General features: G+C 43.5%; 1 protein-coding gene. It reads left to right on the forward strand.

The window, feature by feature from the left end; translation table 11 throughout:
- Positions 1 to 1,756, forward strand: a 1,756-nt coding sequence (locus tag DBR11_RS28135; protein WP_108555857.1) for a glycoside hydrolase domain-containing protein, incomplete at both ends; no start/stop codon positions are given.

Consider the following 1,756-nt stretch of genomic DNA (forward strand, 5'->3'; position numbering starts at 1 on the left):
ACCTGGCCAAAGAAATATTCGGATTTACACACAACAGGTTTGAAGGTGTCGGTTGCCAGGGAAGTGGCGGAATCCTGTTGGTGAAACCCTTTTTAGGAGCAGAAGATGACCATAAGCCATTGCTCAAACAAGCAGAACATGCCGCACCGGGTTTCTATGAGATCGAATTAAAAAATGGTATAAAAGCCAGTTTTGCAGTCAACAAACAAACCGGCATCCATCATTACACCTTACCTGCCGGTCAAAAAGGATTCTCTATAGATCTTGGGCATACTTTTAACAATGCTTTTGTTGGTGAAGAACATCGTATTGCCGGTACGGCACTGAAAGGTTGGATCGAGGCCAAAACAACTTGCCATGTGGGCAATTATAAAGTATATTATAACTTGTCGTTTAACCAGCCTGTAGAATGGAAGGAACTGGGTAAACATCAGCTGGTTGCTGTACCTGCCAATGGAGTTCAAGAACTGGAACTTCGGGTAGATATCTCTTCAGTTTCGACAGAATATGCTGTAAAATCATCAAAAGTAAAATTGTCTTTTGAAGCTGCAAAAGTAAAAAGTGCAAAAGCATGGGATGAACTTCTAAGCGTGGTTGAAGTTAAAGGAGATGCACAAAGGGAACGTCTGTTTTATTCCCTGCTGTATAGAACCATTCAGTCTCCTTATACGATATCTGAACCCGATGGAGCCTATCGGGCGGTGAACGGCAGCCTGCAAAAATCACAGCAGCCCCGTTATCATGGCTGGGCCATATGGGACAATTATAAAACACAGCTTCCATTGCTGTCCATATTGTATCCGGAAAGGTATGGCGATATGGTCGGCTCTATAGCCAACTTATATCCTTATGGCAAAAAAGACTTTGCCGGACGCCAGGAACCCTCAAATACAGTTAGGTCAGAACATGCCATGGTCGTTTTGCTTGATGCAGTAAAAAAAGGTTATCAGATTGACTTCCCTGCTATAAAAGATTCCGTTTTGGCAGAAGCCGGCAGACTTGATTTCACTAAGCCGGATAAAGCATTGGAAGCTTGTTACGACCTATGGGCACTTGCCGGGCTATTGAAATCTACGGGAGATCAGGCACAGGCTGAACATTACCTGGATAAAGCCATAACTTACAAGAAATTTTGGTTAAAGGATTTTAAAGACCTGTCGAGAAATGATGTAGACAGAATGGGAGCCAGGAGTTTATATCAGGGAACGATCCGTCAATACCGCTGGGCAGTACCCTTTGATGTTAAAGGCTTAGTGGAACTTGCAGGTGGCCAGCAGGCCTTTACCGACCAGCTCGATGATTTCTTCGATCATGATTACTTCAACCGGGCCAATGAGCCAGATTTACAGTCGCAGACCTTATATATAGCCAGTAATACGCCATGGAAGTATCAGTCCTGGGTCCACAAATTGGCAGTAGATACTGTGATCCAGCATTATTTTAACGACAACAGCAGAGGGATTGGCTCTTTCATTGACCGGATTTATAAAAATGAGCCTAAAGCATATATCCGAACCATGGATGACGATGCAGGAGCAATGTCGGGCTGGTTTGTACTGGCAGGGATTGGTCTACAGCCAGCTTGTGTAGGTGCCCCAGTCTATTATTTAAACGTACCGCTTTTTGAATCCATTACAATTGGAAAAGGAAACAAAGCTTTTAGAATTGAAGTAAAGAACTTTGGACCGGATCAGGCATTTATCCAACGTGTTTCTCTAAACGGAAAATTGCTCGATAGAACATGGATTACACACCA

The sequence above is a fragment of the Pedobacter sp. HMWF019 genome (genome assembly GCF_003061025.1).
Lineage (GTDB): Bacteria > Bacteroidota > Bacteroidia > Sphingobacteriales > Sphingobacteriaceae > Pedobacter.